Source organism: Nonomuraea sp. NPDC049378 (assembly GCF_055586745.1).
The window spans coordinates 309549-328109 of record NZ_JBVJHP010000011.1 but is presented as its reverse complement, the minus strand read 5'-3'; the positions used below and the strand labels follow the sequence as shown (position 1 = coordinate 328109).

General features: G+C 71.6%; 16 protein-coding genes. 10 read left to right on the top strand and 6 right to left on the bottom strand.

The features are described 5' to 3' along the window. Positions 1-250: 250 nt before the first annotated feature. Positions 251-934 carry a hypothetical protein gene (locus tag ACZ6SA_RS25180; protein ID WP_465830789.1) on the top strand — a complete coding sequence of 228 codons (684 nt, stop codon included), beginning with the start codon at positions 251-253 and terminating at the stop codon, positions 932-934. Between the two features lie 27 nt (positions 935-961). Here the strand turns inward: ACZ6SA_RS25180 and ACZ6SA_RS25175 are convergent, their stop codons facing one another. Then, positions 962-3544 carry a helicase-associated domain-containing protein gene (locus tag ACZ6SA_RS25175; RefSeq protein ID WP_465830787.1) on the bottom strand — a complete coding sequence of 861 codons (2583 nt, stop codon included), beginning with the start codon at positions 3542-3544 and terminating at the stop codon, positions 962-964. A gap of 45 nt (positions 3545-3589) precedes the next feature. Between ACZ6SA_RS25175 and ACZ6SA_RS25170 the strand changes: the two genes are divergently transcribed. Beyond that, positions 3590-4567 carry a hypothetical protein gene (locus ACZ6SA_RS25170; RefSeq protein ID WP_465830785.1) on the top strand — a complete coding sequence of 326 codons (978 nt, stop codon included), beginning with the start codon at positions 3590-3592 and terminating at the stop codon, positions 4565-4567. On the opposite strand, the gene ACZ6SA_RS25165 is transcribed toward ACZ6SA_RS25170, so the two are convergent. Further along, entirely contained in the window at positions 4560-5177 is a 618-nt protein-coding gene (locus ACZ6SA_RS25165) for a TetR/AcrR family transcriptional regulator (protein ID WP_465830783.1), read from the bottom strand. The genes ACZ6SA_RS25170 and ACZ6SA_RS25165 overlap by 8 nt on opposite strands. Positions 5178-5237: 60 nt before the next feature. Beyond that, positions 5238-5633 carry a hypothetical protein gene (locus tag ACZ6SA_RS25160; protein WP_465830781.1) on the bottom strand — a complete coding sequence of 132 codons (396 nt, stop codon included), beginning with the start codon at positions 5631-5633 and terminating at the stop codon, positions 5238-5240. 101 nt (positions 5634-5734) lie between these two features. Between ACZ6SA_RS25160 and ACZ6SA_RS25155 the strand changes: the two genes are divergently transcribed. Both ACZ6SA_RS25155 and ACZ6SA_RS25150 read left to right on the top strand, forming a co-directional pair. Continuing rightward, positions 5735-6355 (top strand): HAD family hydrolase, encoded by a 621-nt coding sequence (locus tag ACZ6SA_RS25155; protein ID WP_347645586.1) that lies wholly within the window; start codon positions 5735-5737, stop codon positions 6353-6355. 94 nt (positions 6356-6449) lie between these two features. Then, positions 6450-6845 carry a cold-shock protein gene (locus tag ACZ6SA_RS25150; protein ID WP_347624328.1) on the top strand — a complete coding sequence of 132 codons (396 nt, stop codon included), beginning with the start codon at positions 6450-6452 and terminating at the stop codon, positions 6843-6845. A 5-nt stretch (positions 6846-6850) separates the two neighbouring features. Here ACZ6SA_RS25150 and ACZ6SA_RS25145 read toward each other — a convergent pair whose 3' ends face one another. Beyond that, positions 6851-8395 (bottom strand): MFS transporter, encoded by a 1545-nt coding sequence (locus tag ACZ6SA_RS25145; RefSeq protein ID WP_465830778.1) that lies wholly within the window; start codon positions 8393-8395, stop codon positions 6851-6853. 125 nt (positions 8396-8520) lie between these two features. Between ACZ6SA_RS25145 and ACZ6SA_RS25140 the strand changes: the two genes are divergently transcribed. After that, positions 8521-9321, top strand: a complete 801-nt coding sequence (locus ACZ6SA_RS25140) for a DUF3027 domain-containing protein (protein ID WP_465830776.1) — start codon at positions 8521-8523, stop codon at positions 9319-9321. A 195-nt stretch (positions 9322-9516) separates the two neighbouring features. Next, positions 9517-12549: a sacsin N-terminal ATP-binding-like domain-containing protein gene (locus ACZ6SA_RS25135; protein WP_465830774.1), complete on the top strand. Its 3033-nt coding sequence runs from the start codon at positions 9517-9519 to the stop codon at positions 12547-12549. Positions 12550-12699: 150 nt separating this feature from the next. Here the strand turns inward: ACZ6SA_RS25135 and ACZ6SA_RS25130 are convergent, their stop codons facing one another. Both ACZ6SA_RS25130 and ACZ6SA_RS25125 read right to left on the bottom strand, forming a co-directional pair. Continuing rightward, a complete protein-coding gene (locus tag ACZ6SA_RS25130; protein ID WP_465830772.1) occupies positions 12700-14169 on the bottom strand; it encodes an alpha/beta fold hydrolase in 1470 nt (489 codons plus the stop codon). A gap of 116 nt (positions 14170-14285) precedes the next feature. Next, positions 14286-14498 (bottom strand): DUF2530 domain-containing protein, encoded by a 213-nt coding sequence (locus ACZ6SA_RS25125; RefSeq protein WP_347645591.1) that lies wholly within the window; start codon positions 14496-14498, stop codon positions 14286-14288. Between the two features lie 82 nt (positions 14499-14580). Here ACZ6SA_RS25125 and ACZ6SA_RS25120 point away from each other — a divergent pair, with 82 nt between their 5' ends. The 4 genes from ACZ6SA_RS25120 to thpR all read left to right on the top strand — a co-directional run bounded on the left by ACZ6SA_RS25120 (position 14581) and on the right by thpR (position 18485). Further along, complete coding sequence (locus tag ACZ6SA_RS25120; protein ID WP_347645592.1) at positions 14581-16023, top strand: NCS2 family permease; 1443 nt, start codon at positions 14581-14583, stop codon at positions 16021-16023. A 111-nt stretch (positions 16024-16134) separates the two neighbouring features. After that, positions 16135-16641: a MarR family winged helix-turn-helix transcriptional regulator gene (locus tag ACZ6SA_RS25115; protein WP_465830769.1), complete on the top strand. Its 507-nt coding sequence runs from the start codon at positions 16135-16137 to the stop codon at positions 16639-16641. A gap of 26 nt (positions 16642-16667) precedes the next feature. Further along, complete coding sequence (locus ACZ6SA_RS25110) at positions 16668-17891, top strand: MFS transporter (protein WP_347645594.1); 1224 nt, start codon at positions 16668-16670, stop codon at positions 17889-17891. Between the two features lie 36 nt (positions 17892-17927). Then, positions 17928-18485, top strand: coding sequence for an RNA 2',3'-cyclic phosphodiesterase (gene thpR, locus ACZ6SA_RS25105; RefSeq protein ID WP_465830767.1), 558 nt, complete (start codon positions 17928-17930; stop codon positions 18483-18485). Positions 18486-18561: the final 76 nt, after the last annotated feature.

Below are 18561 nucleotides of genomic sequence, written 5' to 3'. Positions count from 1 at the left end.
GGGGTCGGTAAATCGATATAAGGCTCCAGCTGTGGCCATTTGTGCTTTCTGCTCGACCTCGATCGTTCCATGGTGGAAGATCTAGGTGAAGGGAGTGGTCGACGTGTCCGTATAATCCCGCGAGTCACGTATAAGGCCTGTTCGGGGCGCTGTTGTGACGCTCTGTATTGCCCTCGTGGGAAAGGAAGAAAGTTTTTGATCTTCCATCTTTTCTGTAGACAAGTTTCCAGTCAACTACCGAGGTGGCTTCGTGACCGAAACGCCTGAACCAGGCGAGATCGACCTCGACACCATAACGCTCAGTCAGAGCGTCATCGCCGTCAATGACCGGCCGCGCGCCACGACCGACCCGGTCACGCACGACCTCAGCCGGCGGGAGGCCGACATCCTGCTCCGCTCCTACCGGGAGCCGGGCTGCTTCCCCGAGGCGGTGCGCCGTCTGGCCATGCGGCACCTGCTGGTCCTCGTGGGCGCCGAGGAGACCGGCAAACGATTAGGGGCCATCGCCCTGCTCTCGCGCATGTCGCTGGCCGAGAGCACGATCACCGTGCTGTCCCCGGCCGCCACCGCTCTGGAACTGCTCTCCGCGACCGACTACGGGCCCGGGCAGGCGTACGTGCTGCACGACTGGATCGCGGCCGGCGCCGAGCGGATCGAGCTGGTCAACCTCGCCCGCAAGCTGGCCGAGCTGGGCTCCTACCTCGTCATCACCAGGAACGGCGGCCCCTCCCAGGCGGTCGAGGTGGAGCAGCCGTGGTGCGCCCCCGACCCCGGCGAGCTGTTCGACCTCTGCCTGAGCACCTACGGACCGCGCGCGGGCACCGGCGCCGAGCAGCTGGCCGCCGCCAGGAATCAGGCACTCACCCTGCCGACGCCCGCCGCGGTGGTCCGGCTTGCCACGAGGCTGGTCCGCGACGGCGAGCCGGCGCGCTGATCGCGGCCCTCACCGGCCTCGCCCACCTCAGAGGCCGGTCACGCCCGTGATGCGGTGGAGGGCGAAGCGGTGCACGGCGGCCCTGGTCTCGTCGTAGGCGGTCAGGTAGCCGCCCTCCATCCGGGCCGGCTCCAGGATGCGCGACGTCGCGTTGCCCTGGGAGTCGAGATAGCCGATCCACACACGCGCCCCCTGCTTGATCGCCTCCCGCAGGGCCGAGATCGTCGCGGTGGCGGGCCCGCGCGGCACCTGGCCGTTGGGCGCGTCGACGGGCTCGCGCCGCGCCAGGTGCGCCGCGTCGCCGGCCCGCAGCGCGCGTACGGCCGCCGCCGCCACCTCCGGGTCGAGGCCGTTCGCCGACGCGATGGTGCGCACCGGCGCCGTGCCCTCGGTGCGGCGGCTTTCGAGCTGGGAGACGATCACGTCGCCCTCGATCGACTCCGCGACCGGGGCGTACCCCATGGCGCGCAGCGAGTCGACGAGCGCCGCCCGCGACGAACGGGAGGCGATGACGGTGGGGGCGAGCCGGCGCAGCCGCAGCGCGGCGGAGCGGCGGTCGGCGATGATCTGGTCGAGCAGCGCCGGATCGTCGCACCGGATGTACGCGCTCGCGGTGCCCACGCGGATGCGGCCGTGCCGCCTGGCCACGTCGGTCACCAGGTAGGACAGCGCCTGCGGCACCGGGGTGGCCGAGTGGCGGCCGAGCACCGACAGCAGCTCTTCCGCGCCGTGCCCCGCGTCGAGCGCCCGGCGTACGGAGCCCTCGCTGAACCGGTAGACCGTGGCCCCGCCCTTCGACTCGACGTCGGCGGTGAGCGCCATCCAGCGGTTGAGCTCGCTGGTCAGCGGGCCCGGCGCGACGGCGGTGAGGTCGGCCTGGAGCAGCACGTGGTCGACGGGCTCCGGCAGCAGCGGCGCGAGCACCCCCGCCGGGTCGTCGCCCTCGATCAGCGCCCGCCCGTGCCCGGCCAGCGCGCCCAGCCCGGTCATGCCCACCTGCTCGGCCTCCCGCAGCGCGAACTCGACGAGCTGCTCGCGCAGCGGTCCCCGGCGGCGCGGCTGCTCCCACGCCAGCCGTTCGAGCACGGAATCACGCTCGGGCGCGAGGCCGGGGGAGGAGGCCAGCACCCGAAGCGTGGCCTCCCTGACCCTCGCGGCGGACGAACGGCGCAGGTCGGCGTGGAGGGCGTTGAGCGGCCTGTCGCGCTCGTCGCCGCGTCTGGCGGTCGCGCCCGCTTCGCCGCTCGTTGGCGTCGCTGCGCCCGCTCTTTCGCGGCGAGCTCCTGCGCTGCTGTGTTTGATGGTCGCGCCCGCTTCGCCGCTCGTTGGCATCGCTGCGCCCGCTCTCTCCCGGCGAGCTCCTGCGCTGCTGTGTTTGATGGTCGCGCCCGCTTCGCCGCTCGTTGGCATTGCTGTGCCCGCTCTCTCCCGGCGAGCTCCTGCGCTCCGGTCGCCGACCAGACCGGGAACCCGGTCCATGCGCAGCCAGGTGGCCGCCAGCGTCATCCACCGGTCGGCAGCCGGCCTGATCCGCCACAGGTCGTAGCCGGAGGTCGGCAGCCACTCGCCGTCGACGCCGCCGCCCGCCGCGATCAGGCCGGCCGCGTGCGCCACCTCGACGACCAGCGCCGTCACCCATTCGGGCAGGTCGAGCTCGCCCGCCGTGCGTTTCAGGTCGCGTACGCCCAGCCCGCCGGTGCGCAGCACGCCCGGCGGGTCGGCGCCCCATCGCTCGCACAACTCCTCCACGGACCTGACGAACGAGAACGCCTGCCCGGCCGCCGTGCGGTCGGCCAGGTCCGGGTCGCGCGCGGTCCCTTCGAGCGGTGGCGGCGTGGCCCGCAGACCGCGGTGCACTCGCCCGCCGCGCAGGTAGAGCCCCACCTCGCGGGGCAACGTCACGCTCTCCTCGCCGGTGGCCGCCAGCAGGCCGCGCGCGAGCAGCTCCTCGATGGGCGAACGGGCGGAGGCCACGCGCACCTCGCGCCTGGCGTTGGGCACCCGCCCGGTCGGCGGGCCCCAGACGAGCTGGTCGAGCGCGCCCCTGGCCTCGGCGGAGACGGCGCCGACGAGCGCGGCCGGCTCGGCCAGCGCCGCCGCCAGCCGCTCCTTGCCCGCACCCTCGGTGCCCGGCGCGACGTCGTCGGCCATCTCCTCCAGGAGCTCGGGCGCGTGGTGCCGGAACGCGTCGGCGGCGCTCGGGCCGAGCCCCGCCGGGTCCTCGAGCACCTTGCGCACGCCGGGGCCCAGGTCGAGGGCGTCGTCGGGGCCGTAGACCAGGGCGAGGTCGGACAGCCTGCCGAGCGCCTCCGACAGCGCCGGCTCCGGGTCGGCCCGCCCCGCCTCCTCGTCGCCGTCCAGGGCCGCGCCGATGAGGTCGCGCAACTGTTTCCTGGATGTCGGCCCGGGCCGGACGGCGAGCGTCTCGACGACCGCCAGCGTGAACCGGTCGAGCCGGTCGAGCACCCTGCCGATCGCCGAAGGGCTGGCCGCGCGCGACGCCAGGCCCTCCAGATGCGCGGGCACCGGAGTGATCAGCTCGGGACGCGCGGACACGAGCACCCGCAGCTGCCCGTCGGTGCGTCCCCTGATCCACTCCGTGAACTCCATCGTTGCCATGGTATGTGCACCCCGATTGGGGCAGCATTGCTTGACGTGATTGAGCGAGCCGACCAGCAGGTGCTGAACTACGTCTCCAAGGCGGCCGACGCCGCGCACGGCGTGCTCAGAGCCGACCAGCGGCTCGACTTCGCCAAGCGGTTGCGGGCCAGGATCGAGACCGAGCTGAGCGGCGGCAGGAAACCGCGCGATGTGTCGAAAGTGCTGGCCAGGTTCGGTGATCCGGTCGCGCTGGTCGAGCGCGAGGCCGGCCGGCTGGCCGCGGCCGGGATCGCGACGCTGCGCTCCAGATCGCCGGCGGCCCCCACCACCGCGCCCGTCACGACCCCCACCACCGCCTCTACCGCGGCCTCTACCACTGGGCCCGTGCCGGGCCTCGCCGACGCGCCCGGCACGACCACCGCGTCAGGCACCGGGTCAGGCGCCGCCCCGGCTCCCGGCGCTCCGCCGAAGGAGGAGGCCGGCGCCACGCTGCGCTTCGCCGCCGTCGCCGGCGACCGTGACCTGCCGCCGGGCGTACGCGAGCACCGCAGGATCGCCCAGGAGCGTCTGACCCGGCGGCCCGGCATGGACCTGCCGTTCGCCGGGCTGCGCAAGGTCGCCATGTTCAGCGCCAACCCGCTGGCCACCGACGGCAGGGACGCCAGGACCATCGTCAAGGAGCACCCGCGCGACACCGCCGCCATAGTGATCCTGGTGGTGGCGGCGCTGCTGGTGCCGTTCGACCTGCCGCCCGTGGCGATCTTCCAGGTGCCGGTCATGGTGTGGGCGCTCGGCGCCGCGCTCGTGCTGTTCAGCGAGACCTGGACGATCCGCGACAAGGTCCTCGGCGTCGGCGCGCCGATGCTCGGCTACTCGGTGGGCGGTGTGTTGATCGGCGGCCTGCGGGTGGGCACGGAGGCCGGGCTGTCGGCGTTCGTGACGCAGTTCTTCGACGTCAGCGGGACCATGTTCATGATCGGTACGGGTCTGGGCGTGGTGTGGCTGGCCTACCGGCTGCTCGATGTCACCTGACGGGCGCCGGGCTGGGGAGCAGGCCGACGGCCAGGCGTACCCACGCGGTGACGAACTGGTCCTTCTCCGCGTGCCCGGGGAGCTCGCCCACGGTCTCCTGGAACAGCCGGTAGTGCACGACCGAGCCGCCGAGCACGGCCGCGATGCCCGCCCAGTCGAGATCCACGTCGTGGAACTCGGGCTGCGCCATGAACCAGGTGACGATCGCGTCGAACATGGGCTGCAGCAGCCCCTGCCTGACCACGGCGACCAGTTCGGGGAACTGGCTCAGGTCGCGGAAGAACACCCGGGTCAGCTCCGACTCCTCGCGCACCTTGGCCAGCCCCGCGCGGCACATGTGGGCCAGGCGCTCCTCCAGGTCCGCCGACGCCTCCATGGCGCTCAGCTCGGCCAGGCTCTCCGCCACCTGGCTCCTGGTGCGCGCGGCGTGCTGGTTGATCGCGGCGGCGAGCACTTCGTACTTGGACTTGAAATGCCGGTAGAGCCCTCCGGCGCCCGGGGACAGCCCTGAAGCGGCCTCGATCTCGGCCACGGACGTGGCGGCGTAGCCCCGCTCGGCGAACAGTCGCAGAGCCTCGTCGACGATCCGCTCACGGGTCGATCTGGTCATGTCTATCCTGATACCTCCGTAAGGAGCGTAGCCGTTGCCCGGAGCGGCCCACCGCCGCCCTCACGGAGCGGCGCGCCGGATCAGGCCGGCCAGCGCGGAGCCGATGATCAGCCACACGATCGCGGCGAGGCCGTAGTTGACGAGCGCCGTCCAGCGCGGATCGGCGAGCTGGAACAGGCCTGCCAGGCCCAGGGACAACCATGCGGCGAGCGATTCGACGAACTGGTACCAGATGTTGGCCGGGTTGGCCTTGAACACGGTGAACACCGCGTAGAGCAGGACGGAGAGCGCGGCGACCCTGCAGGCCACCTTCACCAGGTAGGCCGCCGCCGACACCGTACGGCGCCACGGCGTCGCGATCCGGCCGCCGGGCCTGGCGGGCCGGTGCGGGCGGGGCGGGGCGGGGGAGGCGACGAGCCGGTCTCCGGCCTGCGGCGGTCTGGGGGTGTTGGTCACGGCCGCTCCTCTCCGATAAGTAATTCCTTTCTTCCCATTACCAGGGTTCCAGAACAAGGGCCCATTACGGGGAGTTGAGCACTGTTTGGCATCCTTCTCATGTGGTGACTTCAGTGGGGTTCGACCTTGACATGACGTTGGCGGACACGCGGGCGGGGATCGCGGCCACGTACGACGAGCTGGCCGTCCGCCTCGGTGTGCCCTTCGACAGCGCGGCGATCGTGGAGAGGCTGGGCCCTCCGCTGGAGAGGGAGCTGGCCAACTGGCTGCCGCTCGAGGCGGTGCCCGCGGCAGCCGATCTTTACCGTCAGATATATCCGGAACTCGGCGTCCCGGTGCATACGGCGATGGCGGGTGCGTACGACGCGATCGAGGCCGTCCACGCGGCCGGCGGGCGGGTCATCGTGGTCACCGCCAAGAACCTCAGGGACGCGATCGGCACGGTCGAGCTGCTGGGGTTGCCCGTGGACGAGGTGGTCGGCTCGGCGTTCGGCACCGGGAAGGGATCGGCACTCGCGCGGTTCGGCGCGGCGGCCTATGTTGGTGACCATGTCGCGGACATCGAAGCGGCACGTGCGGGCGGCGCGGTGAGCGTGACGGTCGCGACGGGCCCGTACACGGTTGGAGAGCTGCGAGATCACGGAGCGGACGTGGCGTTGGCCGACCTGACCGATTTCGCCGCCTGGTTCGCCGGCTGGCGCACCCAAGCGGAACTTGGGTAATTCACCGCCATTTACCCGGTCGCCCTGGCGCTCTTCGGGGCATAACCTACATTCATCCATCCTTCGTTTTCGACTGTTTGAACGAGGTCCTCCTGTGCCGAGTGGCAAGGTCAAGTGGTACGACGCCGACAAGGGATTCGGCTTCCTCACCCGCGACGACGGCGGTGAGGTCTTCGTGCATTCATCCGCGCTGCCCACCGGCGCAGGCCCGCTCAAGCCAGGCCAGAAGGTCGAGTTCGGCGTGGCCGAGGGCCGCCGGGGCCAGCAGGCGCTCTCGGTCCGGATCCTCGAGCAGCCGCCGACGCTGGCCAAGGCCAAGCCCAAGGGCAAGCGGAAGAAGCCGGACGAGATGGTGGTCATCGTCGAAGACCTGATCAAGTTGCTCGACGGCGTGTCGACCTCCTACCAGCGGGGCAAGCACCCCGACGCGGCGCACACCAAGAAGATCGCGCAGGTGCTGCGGGCGGTCGCCGACGACCTCGACGCGTAACGCGTTCAGCCGTTGGGATTGGTCAGCGGCTTGGTCGGGTCGAGGGTGTCCTGGCGCTGCTGGTGCTGGTGCTGGTGCTGGTGCTGGTCGGCCGCGGCCTCGGCGCGCCGCCGGTGCAGCTTGGCGTCGGCGGCGCGCCTGTGCCTGATCCTGGAGACCAGCAGCCACGCGAGCGCGGCGGTCAGCGCGACCGCCAGCGTGACCAGCCCGGCCGTGCTGCTCTCCGACAGCGAGAGCAGCAGCCCGGCCAGCCCGCCGAACACCCAGGCGAGCTGGAGCACGGCCTCGACCACGCCGAACGTCGACGAGCGCACCTCCTCGCCGATCTCCCGCTGCACGATCGCGTCGAGCGCCAGCTTGCCCAGCTCCTGCGCGAACGCCGTGATCAGCGAGATCGCCAGCGCGGCCCACAGGCCGAAGAAGATCGCGGTCAGGATGGTGGTCACGCTCGTCACGGCCAGCGTGGCCAGCACGATGAGCTGCGGCGCGTGGTTGCGGGTCCAGTTGGCGACGGCGGCGCCCGCCAGGCCGCCCAGCCCGGCCGCCGCCGCGAGCAGCGCGATCGTCCTGGGGATGTCGAAGAACGGGTCGGCCGCCGCCTGCGACTGCGTCGCCGCCAGCCACGGCACCGCGCGGTCCTGGACCAGGAACAGCAGGAAGAACAGCAGGAACCCGGAGAAGACCCGGACGGCCACGTTGGCCCAGACGGCCTCGGCGACCGTGGGGCCCACCTTGAGCAGGGTGCGCCAGCGTGGCGCGGCGCCCTCCTCCTCCAGGTCGGGCGAGTCGATGTGCCGCGGCAGGCGTACGGCGGCGACCCCGAGCAGCAGGAAGGCCACCATCGCGACGCGCAGCACCGCCGCGCTGCCCAGCCACGCGGTCAGCCCGGCCCCGACCGGCACCGCCACACCCGCGGCGACCAGCGTGAACAGCGCCACCCTCGCGTTCGCCGACACCAGCGTGATGTCGGCGGGGAGCACGCTGGGCATGATCGCCGCCCTGGACACGTTGTGCGCCTTCGACAACACCAGCACGCCCAGCGCCCCGATGAACAACGTCGGCAGGTCGCCGGGCCCCACCGCGGCGGCCATCGCGAAGCACAGCAGGCCCCGCCCGAACAGCGTGCCCGCTATCACGTAGCGCCGCCCCGACCTGAACCTGTCGAGGATCGGCCCCACGAACGGCGCCAGCAGCGCGAACGGCAACATCGTGATGACGAGGTAGAGAGCGACGGAGCCGCGCGCCTCACCCACGGGCACCCCGAAGAACACCGTGCTCGCCAGCGCCACCGTGACCAGCGCGTCGCTCGCGCTGTTGCCCGCCGACAGCTCGATCAGGCGGCCGAGCCCGGTGCGGCCGGCGCCGTCGGCGTGGGTGAGGCGGCGCGTGGCCCGGCCGACCTTCTGCGCGCCCTTCGCGGTGACCTTGCCCGCCCGCGCCGTGCCGCTGGCCGTGGCCCTGCTCGCGCGCAGAGTGGCACGACCCGCGTCGGCGACGCCGTGCGCCATCCGCCGCGAGACCTCGCGCGCCCGCTCCCAGCCTCCCTGCACGCCTACCAGTCTTACCCGATTCGCCCGCGATCTCGGAGCGGGATCCCCCGTTGTGGGACTCTTAGGTCCCGCCATGGGTGAGAATGAAGTGTGAGCGAACAGCACCTTTTGGCGGAGGCGGTCCGATGAGCCGCACCAGGGCCCGCGTCTCCGCTCCCGACCAGGCCTGTGTCGCCGCGGTCGATCTGGCGCGCGCCGCGGCCGAGGAGCTGGCGCGCCCGGGCGAGCCCGGCGAGCACCTCGGCTACGAAGGCGAGGGCGACCGGATCGTCACCCACTATTTCGCCTGCCTCGACCGCGCCTATCGCGGCTGGCGCTGGGCCGTCACCGTCACGCGTGCCTCCCGCGCGAAGAAGGTCACGGTCAGCGAGGCAGTCCTCCTGCCCGGCTCGGGGGCGCTGCTGGCGCCCGAGTGGCTGCCGTGGAGCGAGCGGCTGCGGCCGGGCGACCTCGGCGTGGGTGATCTGCTGCCGACCGCGGACGACGACGACAGGCTGGTGCCGGGTTTCACCGAGACCGACGATGACACCGACCGCCAGATGGTTTTCGAATACGGCCTGGGCCGAGCCCGTGTGCTCTCGGCCATCGGCAGAGACCGGGCTGCCAGGCGCTGGCACGCGGGCGAGCACGGGCCGCACACTCCGATCGCACACGCCGCTCCCGCGCAGTGCTCCACCTGCGGCTTCTACTGGTTGCTCGCGGGTGAGCTCCGGCTGTCGTTCGGCGTCTGCGCCAACGAATACGCGCCTGACGACGGCAAGGTGGTGGCCGCCGACCACGGTTGCGGCGCCCACTCGGAGGCCGCCGTGCTGCCGGCCCCCATGGAGCAGGCCATCCCCATCCTCGACGATCTGGGCTACGACCTGATGGAGGAGGAAACGGGCTCGGTCGACGCGTCCGCCTCCGAGGAGCTCGGCCACTCCTGACCTGCGGGGGCGGCGTGAAGGGCCCGGCCGAGGGCTGGGCCACTTCCGAGCCGCCCGCGCGGCTGGGGAGGTCGGCGATCCCTCAGGGCGCATGCGCGGCGGCGTGAGGGTAGGTGGGGCGCGGATGCGCCTCACCTGTCGGTGAAGGCCGCTAACCTACGGTGGCCCCCTACCCTCACACCAGGATCGTGATAGATGAGCGACACCTACGGCACCGACCGGATGCGAGCGGCCGTGCTCTCCGCCTGGACGGCCTCGCCTGCCCGGTTCCGCGAAGACGCCAACGCGGAGGAGGACTTCGCGCTCGGCGGCTACCGCGACCGGCTGATCGTCGAGCTGGCGCAGAACGCCGCCGACGCGGCGTTGCAGGCGGGCGTGCCAGGGGTGCTGCGGCTGACCCTCCAGGGCAGCGTGCTGACGGCCGCCAACACCGGCGCGCCGCTCGACGCCACGGGCGTCGAGGGCCTGTCGACGCTGCGCGTCTCCGGCAAGCGTGACGACGCCGGCGCGGCGGGGCGCTTCGGCGTCGGGTTCGCGGCCGTGGTCTCGGTCTGCGACGAGCCGGCCATCGGCTCGCGCGGGCACGGCTCCGTGCGCTGGTCGCGCGCCGAGACCTCCGCCGCGGTGGCGGAGATCCCCGAGCTGGCTTCCGAGCTGGCCGACCGCTCGGGGCACGTCCCGCTGCTGCGGTTGCCGTACGACGCGCCGCCGCTCGACGTACCCGACGGTTTCGACACGCTCGTCCGCCTTCCGCTGCGCGACCAGGCCGCCGTCGACGCGGTCCGGCGGATGCTCACCGAGACCAGCCCCGCGCTGCTGCTCGGCATGCCCGCGCTGGAGTCCATCGAGATCGACGTCGACGGGTCGGTCCGCACGGTCGTCGCCGACGGCTGGCACGTCGTGTCGGAGTCGGGCGAGTTCACGCCCGACGAGGTGAGCAGGCTCTTCGCCGACAGGCCCACCGAAGAGCGTGCCCGCCCCTACTGGTCGCTGCGCTGGGCGGTCCCGGTGACCGGCACCGGCGAGCCGGGCTCGCCACCCGGCACGGTGCCGGCCGTCGTGCACGCGCCCACGCCCAGCGACGAGCCGCTCGACCTGCCCGCGCTGCTGATCGCGTCGTTCCCGATGGCCACCGACCGCCGCCACGTCGCCAAGGGCCTGCTCACCGGCTTCCTGGTCGAGCGGGTGGCCGACGCCTACGTCCGGCTGCTCCAGGAGCTGCCGCGCACGTCCAGATTGCTCGACCTGGTCCCGTCCCTCATGGGCAAGGGCGAGCTCGACGCGCGCATCCGCAGGGCCGTGCTGGCCCGGCTGCCCGAGACGCCGCTGCTGCCCGCGCTGTCGGCGCCCGCGCCGGCCGTCCAGACACCCACGTTCGCCGAGGCAGAGGTCTACGAGCCCGACGCCGAGTGGCGGGTCGAGCACCCGGCGGCCGAGCCGGGCGACGACGGATGGGTGGTCGCGGGCCGCGAGGCCGCCGTCGTGGCGGGCGCCTCCGCCGAGCTGCTCGAGACGGTCGCCGGCTTCGTCCCCGGGCTGCTGCCCGCCGGATGGCCGGCCAGGCATCCGGCGATGACGTCGCTGGGCGTGCGCAGGGTCGAGCTGGCCGACGTCGTCGACCTGCTGTCCGGTGAGGCCGTGGAGGCGCGCGAGCCGGCGTGGTGGCGCTCGCTCTACGACGTGCTGCCCGTCGACGATCCCGAGTCGCTGGGCGCGCTGCCGGTGCCGCTCACCGACGGCCGGCTCGTGCGAGGGCCGCGCGGTACGCTCATCCTGACCGACGGCGGCGCCGACCTCGACCTGACGCCGCTCGGGCTGCGCATCGTGCACCCGGAGGCCGCCCATCCCGCGCTGCTGCGGCTCGGCGCCGCCGAGGCCACGCCCCGGACGATCCTCGACGACCCGCTGACCAAGGCCGCCGTCGCGCAGTCGCTCGACAGCCCCGACCCCGAGCCGGTGGCGCGGGCCGTGTTGTCCCTGGTGGAGGCGTCCGGTCTGGCGCCCGGCGAGGCGCCGTGGCTGGCCGAGCTGGCCCTGCGCGGCACCGATGGCGAGCTCTATCCCGCGGGCGAGCTCATGCTGGCCGACGGGGCGCTGGCCGGGCTGATCGAGCCCGACACCCACCTCGGCGTGGCCGCCTCGGAGCTGGCGGAGACCTACGGCTCGCGCGTGCTCGCGGCCGCCGGGGTGCTCGACGGCTTCGCGCTCGTGCACGAGTCCGACGTGCTGCTCGACCAGGACGAGTGCGACCACGACCTCGACGGCGAGGACGACTGGCTCGACCACGTGCTCGACCTGCTGCCCGAGCTCGACGTGCCGCCGCTGGTGCCAGAGTTCGTGGCGGTGCGCGACCTGGAGCTCGTGGCCGACTGGCCGGCCGCGCTCGAGCTGCTGACCAGGCCGCCGCTGCGCGCCGCCCTCCACCCGCTGCGCGTCGAGGGCGTGGAGGTGCCCTCCTACACCGCGTGGTGGCTGGCCCGCCACCCCGTGCTCGGCGGGCGCAGGCCGCTGGAGCTGCGGCTCCCCGGCGCCGACCCCCTGTTGCAGGGCCTCTACGCCGACGCTCCCGCGGGCCTCGACGAGGGCGCCCTGTCCATGCTCGGCGTACGCACCACGCTGCCCGCGCTGCTCGACTCCCACGGCGGTCCCGAAGAGCTGCTCGACCTCATGGCCGACGAGTCGATCGAGGTCGACCGGGCGCAACTGCGCGCCCTGTGGGTCGCCCTGGCCGCCGTCGATCCCTCCAGGGTCGCGCCGCCCTCCCGCGTGCGCACGGTGCAGAAGGGCTCCATCGTGGTGGCCCCGGCCGACGACGTCGTGGTGGTCGAAGCCCCCGACCTGCTGCAGCTCGTCACCGACCGGCCGCTGGTGCTCGCCCCCTACGACCTGGCCGAGGCGCTGTCGGAGCTGCTCGACCTGCCGCTGGCGGGAGAGCTCGCCTCCGGCGAGGTCACCTCCCAGGGTGAGGTCCTGCAGGTGCCTCGCGAGGTGCGCTCCCTGCTGCCCACGGCGCCGGAGACGTACGTCCAGCACGAGAAACTGCTCGTCGACGGGGTCGAGTGCTCGTGGCGGTTCTTCGAGGGGGCGGTGCACTGCACGGGGGTCGACGGGCTGGCCAGAGGGCTGGCGTGGGCCACGGGGCAGTGGAACGACCGGCTCGCGGTGGCCGCCCTGCTGCGTGATCCCCAGGCGGTTCCTCTCCTGCTCGCCGAGGCCGACCTCTCCTGACCCCGGCCGGCGCCCCGCCCTTCACGTGCCCGGCCCCGCGTCCTCCCTCGACCGAACCCCTCCCGGCCGTGTCACCGCGGGTCCCAGGTCAGGGCCCGGCGCACCCCCGCGCGTCCGGTGGCGCGTGGGGGTGCGGCGATCGCGGAGAGGTCAGGCGGCGCAGGTGGTGCCCTCGCCGGGCACCTTCCCCTCCAGCAGGTACGCGTCCACCGTCTTCATGACGCACCCGTTGCCGGTCAGGTAGGCGCCGTGGCCCTCGCCCTCGTAGGTGACCAGGACACCGGTCTTGAGCTGCTCGGTGAGCGCGGGGGCCCACCGGTAGGGGGTGGCCGGGTCGCCCTTGGTGCCGACCACGACGATGGGCGCGGAGCCCGTCGCGTCGACGCGCTTGGCGTCGTCGTTCCCGGGCACCGGCCAGTGCGCGCACGCCTCGCCCGAGCCCTCGACCGACAGGATGGGGAAGATCTTCTTGACCTTGGCGTTGGTCCTGGCGGTTTCGGCGGCCGTGGGCCGGTCCGCGTTGTCGGCGCAGTTGATGGCCTGCAGGCTCGTCATCATCGTCGAGTACGTCCCGTCGGCCTTGCGGCCGGTGTAGGAGTCGGCCAGGGCGAGCAGGGCGGTGCCGTTCCCCTTGAGCGCCGCGGCGGCGGCCTGTTCCAGCACCGGCCAGCTCGCCTTGGCGTACAGCGGGGTGATGACGGCGAGCTGGGCCATGCTGTAGGTGAGCTCGCGGTCACCGACCTTGAGCGGCTCGGTCTTGAGCTTGTCGACCAGGGTCTCGACGGTCTTCTCGACGGCCGCGGGGTCGGCGCCGAGCTCGCAGCTCTGGGCCACGCAGTCCTTGGCGAAGGCGTCGAAGGCCTGGTCGAAGCCGGTGGCCTGGATGACGGCGCGCTCATCGAAGGTCACCGTCGGGTCGAAGGCGCCGTCGAGGACGAAACGGCCGACGTTCTTGGGGAAGTGGGTGGCGTAGACGGCGCCGAGGTGGGTGCCGTAGGAGAAGCCGAAATAGTTGAGCTGCCTGTCGCCGACCGCGGCTCTGATGAGGTCGAGGTCCTTGGCGGCGTTCACGGTGCCGACGTGCGGCAGGATCTTGCCGGAGTCCTTCTTGCAGGCCTGCGCGAACTCCTTGGCCAGCCGGTCCGCGTCGGCCTCCGCTTCGGCGGACAGAAGCTTGTCGACCTGCCCTCCGCACTTGACGCCGGCGCTGCGCTCGACGCCGCGCGGGTCGAAGCTGACCAGGTCGTAGCGCTGGTTCAGGTCGGCGAAGGCCCGGCCGGCCAGCGCCAGCGTGTCCACTCCTGACGCGCCGGGACCGCCGAAATTGAAGACGAGCGAGCCGAGGCGGTCGCCGGTGGCCTTCATCCGGATCAGGGCGAGGTCGATCTTCTCTCCGCCGGGGTCGGCGTGGTCGAGGGGGGCCTCGATCGTGCCGCACTCGGTGCCGGCGGGCGGGGGGATCGGCTTGCCGTCAGGGCCCACCAGATCCGTGCACTGGGCCCAGGCCACGCTTCCCGTGTCCTTGTCCTTGTCCTTGGCAGCCGGGGCGGGTTCGCCGGTGGTGCCGCAGGCCGTGAGAACCGCCGCGCCCAGGAGGAATGTCGCTATGGGCTTCTTCATGCCTATAAGCATGGTTCACCGGAGAAGTGCTGACGTAGTGGGCGGAAACACCACTTGGGGGTGACTTCGAGGAGCAGCGGGAGATGACGAATGTCAGCCGGAACGGACCACTGCGGTCACTCCCGGCCGGGCCTGCGCACGAACCAGATGCCGAACAGGCCGAAGGCGACCCCGGTCACGCAGGTCCAGATCCACCACGTGTTCTCCGGGGCGGGATTGACGATCAGCAGGGCGATCAGGGCGACGGCCCACACGGCGGTGCCGACGGCCACGGCGGCGGTGTCGTTGGTCTTGATCGGCTCAGGGTCGGGGTGCCACTGCTGCTTCACGTGTCCACCCTAGCTTGCAATCGGGTCTCGAAATCATTACTGGCTCTTTCCGCAGCTCACCGCGCCTGCCACTGTTCGCGTCGTGAGCGACACACGTAGCAAAATAGATCATTTCTTCGCAATCTCCGCACGAGGTTCCACCGTCTCCCGCGAGGTGCGGGGTGGTCTGGCCACGTTCTTCACCATGGCCTACATCGTGGTGCTGAACCCGATCATCATTGCCACGGGTACGGACGTGGAAAAGCAGGTCATCGGTGACGGCACGACGCCGAACGTGGCGCTGGTCGCGGCCGGGACCGCCTTCGTGGCGGGGGTGCTGACGATCCTCATGGGCGTCATCGGCCGGGTGCCCTTCGCGATGGCGGCCGGGCTCGGCCTGAACGCCTTCGTCACGTTCAACCTGGCCAGCGTGATGACGTGGGAGGAGGCCATGGGCCTGGTCTTCCTCGAAGGCGTCATCATCGCCATCCTGGTGCTGACCGGGCTCAGGGTGGCGGTGTTCCATGCCATTCCCGCCCAGCTCAAGACCGCCATCAGCGTCGGCATCGGCCTGTTCATCGCGCTGATCGGTTTCGTGGACGCGGGATTCGTACGGCGGGTGCCGGCCGGGCCGCCGCTGGAGATGGGCATCGGGGGCAACCTCACCTCGTGGCCGATCTTCGTGTTCGTGGTCGGGCTGCTGGCCACGGCGGCGATGGTGGCGCGGAAGGTCAAGGGCGCCATCCTCCTCGGCATAGCGGGCACGACCGTGCTGGCGATCATCGTGGAGTTGCTCACCGATTCGGGCGCGTTCTCGGCGGAGAACCCCGGCGGCTGGCAGCTGAACGTGCCCACGATGCCCGAGCAGATCCTCGGCTTCCACAACCCGCTGGTGTTGTTCACGGAGTTCGACCCCTTCGGGGCGTTCAGCCGGATATCGGTGCTGCTGGCCGTGTTGTTCGTCTTCACCCTGCTCATCACTGACTTCTTCGACACCATGGGCACCATGGTGGGCGTCGGCCGCCAGGCGAACCTGATCCAGGAGGACGGGACGCTCCCGCGTACGAAGCAGATCCTGCTCGTCGACTCGATCGGTGCGGCGGCCGGCGGCGCGGGCTCCGTCTCCTCCAACACCACCTACATCGAGTCGGCCGCCGGCGTCGGCGAGGGCGCGCGCACGGGGCTGGCGAGCGTGGTCACCGGCCTGCTGTTCCTGGTGGCGATCTTCTTCGCGCCGCTCGTCACGGTCGTGCCGTACGAGGCCGCGGCCCCCGCGCTGGTCGTCGTCGGCTTCCTGATGATGACCTCGATCCGCGACATCGACTGGAACGACTACGAGATCGCGATTCCGGCGTTCCTCACCGTCGTGGTCATGCCCTTCACCTACTCGGTCTCGAACGGCATCGGCGCCGGCTTCGTCAGCTACGTGCTGATCAAGGCGGTGCGGGGCAAGGCGAGGGAGATCCATCCGCTGCTGTGGGCGGTCACGATCCTCTTCGTGCTCTACTTCGCGATCGGACCGATCCGCGCGCTCTTCGGCGTCTGAGCAGGTGGGAGCCGTCTCGCGCGTGCGGGACGGCTTCCTGGTATCCAGGAGGGCAAAAACCGGTTAGGGAAATATCCTGCCTTCGCCTATAGTTAGCAAAGGTAATGACTCATGCTAACCAAACCCCAGCACAAGACGGACCTGCGCAGCGACGCAGGCCTGGCTTCGGCCTTGCGCGTTTCTCTGGCAAGGCTGACCAGGCGCCTACGACGACAGGCAGCGGCGCACTCGCTGACGCCCACCCAGTTCGCGACCCTCGCCGCCATCGAGCGCAGGAGCTCGCCACCCCACGAGCAGCAAAGCGGGCACGACAGCCAGACGGAACAGCATTTCGGGATAACCCCCGGCGAATTGGCCGAGCTCGAGAAGGTGCAGCCGCCCTCGATGACGCGTGTGATCGCCAAGCTCGAGGAACGCGGCCTGGTCGCGCGCCATCCGCACCCGACCGACCGGCGCCAGGTGACCGTGACCGTGACCGAGGCCGCCGAGAAGCTGCTGAAGGAGGAGCGGCGCCGCAAAGAGGCGTGGCTGACACAGCGGCTGAAAGAGCTCTCCCCCGAGGAGAGGGCGATTCTCCGGCAGGCGGCGCCCATCCTGGAGAAGCTCAGCCGGATCTAGAGGAGCCTGAAGAACCCAGGACCGGAATGTTCCGGTCGCTCAGGGTTCGTAACTATCGCATGTTCGCGGCCGGGGGCGCCGTCTCCAACGTCGGCACCTGGCTGCAGCGCACCGCCCAGGACTGGCTGGTGCTCGACCTGACCAACGGCAGCGCGGCGGCGCTCGGCACGGCCACCGCGCTGCAGTTCCTGCCCATGCTGCTGTTCGGCATGTTCGGCGGCGTGCTGGCCGACCGCTACCCCAAGCGGCCCATCCTCGTCGGCGCCCAGGTGCTGATGGCCTCGCTCGCGCTGACCATAGGCGTGCTGACGATGACCGGCGCGGCCCAGGTGTGGCACGTGTACGCGATGGCGTTCCTGCTCGGCATGATCTCCTGCGTTGAGGTGCCGACGCGGCAGGCGTTCGTGGTCGAGATGGTCGGCCGTGACGACCTGTCCAACGCGATCGCCCTGAACAGCTCCATCTTCAACCTGGCCCGCGTGGTCGGCCCGGCGCTCGCCGGTCTGCTGATCTACGTGCTGGGCGGGACGGGCCCGATCTTCCTGGTCAACGCGCTGACGTTCGGCGCGGTGATCTCCAGCCTGGTCTTCATGCGCAGCTCGGAGCTGAACGTCTCCGAGCGCGTGCCCAGGGCCAAGGGCCAGCTCCGCGAAGGGCTGCGCTACGTGGTGCGGCACGAAGAACTGCTCATGCCGGTGCTGCTCATCGGGTTCGTGTCGATGTTCTCGCAGTCGTTCTCGATGTCGATCGCGCTCATGGCACGCGAGGTGTTCAAGGCCGGCGCGTCCTCGTTCGGCCTGGCCTCCAGCATGTTCGCGGTGGGCGCGCTCGGCGGGGCGCTGCTGGCGGCGCGCAGGGCACGGTTGTCGCGCAAGGTGCTCTTCGCCGGGGCGATCGGCTTCGGCCTGTTCCAGATCGCGACGGCGCTGGCCCCGTTCTACCCCGTCTACCTGCTGCTGCTGGTCCCCACGGGCATCGCGCTGATCACCATCAACACGGCCGCCAACGCCAGCGTCCAGCTCGCCACCTCCCCCGACATGCGGGGGCGGGTCATGGGCATCTACATGCTGGTCTTCACCGGCGGGGCGCCGCTCGGCGCGCCGCTCATCGGCTGGCTCTCGGAGCTCGGCGGGCCGCGTACGGGCGTGATGTTGTCGGGCGTGCTCGTCCTGGCGGGCACAGGGCTGGCGGTCCTCGTGACGCGGCTGATCAGCTCGCGGGTACGCAGGCCGTCGCTCGCCACGGCCTGAGCGACCCCTCCCCGCCACGGGGCACAATCGGATGGCATGAGGCTCTTCGCGGCCCTGGTGCCGCCCGACGAGGCGCTGGACGAGGTGTCCCGCGCGATAGCGCCGCACGTCGGGCAGGTGCCGGGCCTGCGCTGGCCCGACCGGGCCACCTGGCACATCACGCTGGCCTTCTTCGGCGAGGTGCCCGAGCGGGCGCTGCCCGAGCTGGAGTTGCGCCTGGCCCGTGCCGTGCGCCGCTACAGCGTGCTCGACCTGGCCTTCGACGGTTTCGGCGCGTTCTCGTCCGCCCGCCGGGCCAGGGTCCTGTGGGTGGGCGTAACGGGCGACCCGATGACCCGGCTCGCCGACTCCGTCAAGGCCGGCGCCCGCCGGGCGGGGGCCGGGCAGACGGACGGCAAACGGTTCCACCCGCACCTCACGCTGGCCAGAGCCAAGACGGAGACGGACCTCCGCCCGCTGATCGAGTCGCTGTCGGGATTCAGCGGCTCGCCGTGGCGGGCGGAGCGCGTCCGTCTCGTCCGCAGCCACACCGGACCGCAGGTGAGGTACGAGTCACTCGCCGAATGGGCGCTCGCACCCTCCGAGCGGGGCTAGGCTCCAGGGCGTGGATCGTCCTCGTTCCTGGTTGCTGCCCATCGTGCTCGGCCTGCTGCTGCTGATCGTCGTGGTC